This window comes from Nocardioides pakistanensis, from assembly GCF_054781215.1.
Genome location: NZ_BAAGUV010000039.1, coordinates 1 through 2,830, shown reverse-complemented (window position 1 = coordinate 2,830; position 2,830 = coordinate 1). Strand labels below are relative to the sequence as shown.

General features: G+C 73.5%; 3 protein-coding genes. All 3 read left to right on the top strand.

Annotated elements, in window-relative coordinates:
- A partial coding sequence (locus ACYVIH_RS15745) for a VWA domain-containing protein (protein ID WP_460870425.1) occupies nucleotides 1-1,446 on the top strand: 1,446 nt, incomplete at its 5' end.
- Nucleotides 1,446-2,060: a cob(I)yrinic acid a,c-diamide adenosyltransferase gene (cobO, locus tag ACYVIH_RS15740; RefSeq protein WP_460870424.1), complete on the top strand. Its 615-nt coding sequence runs from the start codon at nucleotides 1,446-1,448 to the stop codon at nucleotides 2,058-2,060. The genes ACYVIH_RS15745 and cobO, both read left to right, overlap by 1 nt.
- Nucleotides 2,054-2,830: cobyrinate a,c-diamide synthase (locus ACYVIH_RS15735; RefSeq protein WP_460870423.1), on the top strand; the 777-nt coding region annotated here is incomplete at its 3' end. The genes cobO and ACYVIH_RS15735, both read left to right, overlap by 7 nt.

The following is a 2,830-nucleotide window of genomic DNA, read 5'->3' as shown; positions in this document are numbered from 1 at the left end:
GGGCTCACCGTCGAGGTGGCCGCCCCGCGGGAGCCGGCGCTACGCGCCGAGGTCGTGCGGCGCCGGGTGGCCTACGACGCCGATCCGGTCGCCTTCACCGCGCGCTACCGCGACGCGGACCGCGCCCTGACCGAGCGGGTCCAGTCGGCTCGCGAGCGCGTCGCCGCGGTGCGGCTCACCGAGGCCGCGCTCATGAAGATCGCCGAGGTCTGCGCCAGGTTCGAGGTCGACGGGCTCCGCGCCGACATCGTCACCGCCCGCACCGCAGTCGCCCACGCCGCCTGGGACGGTCGGGACGAGGTCACCCGCGCCGACATCCGACGCGCCGCACTGCTGGCGCTGCCACACCGGCGTCGCCGCAACCCGTTCGACGCCCCCGGTCTCGACGAGGACCTGCTCGACCAGGTCCTCGGCGACGACGAGCTGCCGCCGGAGCCGCCGGAGGGCCCGGCTCCGGACGAGGAAGCGGGCCCCGGGCACGACGACCCGGCCACCGGTGCGGAGCAGGAGGCAGGTGCCAAGGACGCCGGCGACCCGCCCGGCCCTTCGACCGACCGGCCGCCCAGCGATGCGGACGAGCTCTCAGCGGCCCAGCAGCCGGGCACCGGCGGACCGGCGTCCACGTCGACCGTCGGCGCCGCGAGCCCCTACCGGCCGAGGCTGCTGACGGTCCAGGGCCTCGGCGTCGGGGAGGCCGGTCGTCGCAGCCGCGCGCTCGCGAGCACCGGTCGGCGGGTGGGGGCACGACCGGGTGCGTCCGGTTCCCTGGACCTCGTCGAGACGCTCAAGGCCGCGGCCGGCAAGCAGGCGGTTCGCCCGAGGGCCAGCGGGCGGGTCGCCATCCGCGGCACGGACCTCCGCGTGGCCGTACGTGAGGGTCGCGAGGCAAACCTCGTCCTCTTCTGCGTCGACGCCTCCGGCTCCATGGCGGCTCGCAAGCGGATGACACAGGTCAAGACTGCGATCCTGTCGCTGCTGCTCGACGCCTACCGTCGCCGCGACAAGGTCGGTCTGGTCACCTTCCGAGGCGACGAGGCCACCGTCGCGCTGCCACCCACGCGCTCGGTCGACATCGCCGCCGCGCGCCTCGACGAGCTCCCGGCGGGCGGACGTACGCCGCTGGCCGAGGGGCTCCGGGAGGCGGCGCGGGTGCTGGTCCGTGAGCGACTGCGCGACCCGCGGCTGCGGCCGCTGCTGGTGGTGGTGACCGACGGCCGGGCCACCGGTGGCAAGGATGCCGTCGCACGGTCGCAGCAGGCCGCCGAGCACGTCGCCGGCCTCGGTGTCACGACCGTGGTGGTCGATGGCGAGAGCGGTCCGATGCGCCTCGGGCTCGCGCTGCGGCTCGCCGAGCTGCTGCGTGCCGAGCACCTCCCGGTCTCGGACGTCAACGCGGAGGGGCTGGCCGGCACGGTCAGGTCCCGCACGCAGAGGGGAGCGGCCTGATGCCGCAGGGCAAGCCCGCTGTCGTCCCGGACGACGGCCTGACGACCAGGCAGCGTCGCAACCGACCTCTGTTGATGGTGCACACCGGCGACGGCAAGGGGAAGTCGACCGCTGCCTTCGGGCTCGCGCTGCGCGGCTGGAACCAGGGCTGGCGGATCGGTGTCTTCCAGTTCGTGAAGTCGGCCAAGTGGCGCATCGGCGAGCAGACCGTCCTGGAGCGACTGGGCCGGCTGCACGACGAGACGGGTGAGGGCGGTCCGGTCGAGTGGCACAAGATGGGATCCGGCTGGTCGTGGACCCGCAAGCAGGGTGACGCCGAAGACCACGAGACCGCGGCCCTGCAGGGATGGCAGGAGATCAAGCGCCGCCTCGCCGAAGAGAGCCACGACCTGCTGATCCTCGACGAGTTCACCTACCCGCTGAAGTGGGGGTGGGTCGACGTCGACGACGTCGTTGACGCGCTGACCAACCGGCCGGGCTATCAGCACGTGATCATCACGGGCCGCAACGCCGATGCCCGACTCATCGAGTCCGCCGACCTCGTCACGGAGATGGGCAAGGTCAAGCACCCGATGGACGTCGGCCAGAAGGGCCAGAGGGGCATCGAGTGGTAAACCTGCCCCGGCTCGTCGTCTCCGCGCCGTCCACCGGCCAGGGCAAGACCACCATCGCTACGGGGCTGATGGCGGCCCTGCGGATGGCCGGGCACGAGGTGAGCGGCTACAAGGTCGGTCCGGACTACATCGACCCCGGCTACCACGCACTCGCGACCGGCCGTCCCGGCCGCAACCTCGACCCGCACCTTGTCGGCGAGGAGCGGGTTGTCCCGCTGCTCCTCCACGGCGCGTCCGGCACCGACGTCGCGGTGATCGAGGGCGTCATGGGCCTCTACGACGGGCGACTGGGCAGCGACGGGTTCGCCTCCACCGCGCACGTCGCCACCCTCACCCGGACGCCCGTCGTGCTCGTGATCGACGTTGCCAGGCTGTCCCGCTCGGCGGGCGCGATCGCCCTCGGCATGGCGACCTTCGATGCCGGGGTCCACGTCGCCGGCGTCGTCCTCAACCGGGCGGGGTCGGACCGCAACACCACCGAGATCATCGGGTCGCTCGAGCGCACGGGGCTCCCGGTCCTCGGCGTCATGCCGCACGACGACCGGCTCTCCACGCCCTCGCGCCACCTCGGTCTGGTGCCGGCGGCGGAACGGGACGGCTCGGTCCGGATGATCGAGCGCCTCGGCGAGGAGGTCGCCGGTCACCTCGACCTCGACGCGATCCTCGAGGTCGCCCGCTCGGCGGCGGATCTGGACGCCGAGCCGTGGAGCCCCGCACGCGAGATCATATCGGCCGGCACGAGCGGGCACCGGCCGGTCGTCGCGATGGCC

Bases quoted from the DNA above. Each gene is read 5' to 3' on its own strand.
- cobO (WP_460870424.1), top strand. From the start codon at position 1,446: ATGCCGCAGGGCAAGCCCGCTGTCGTCCCGGACGACGGCCTGACGACC.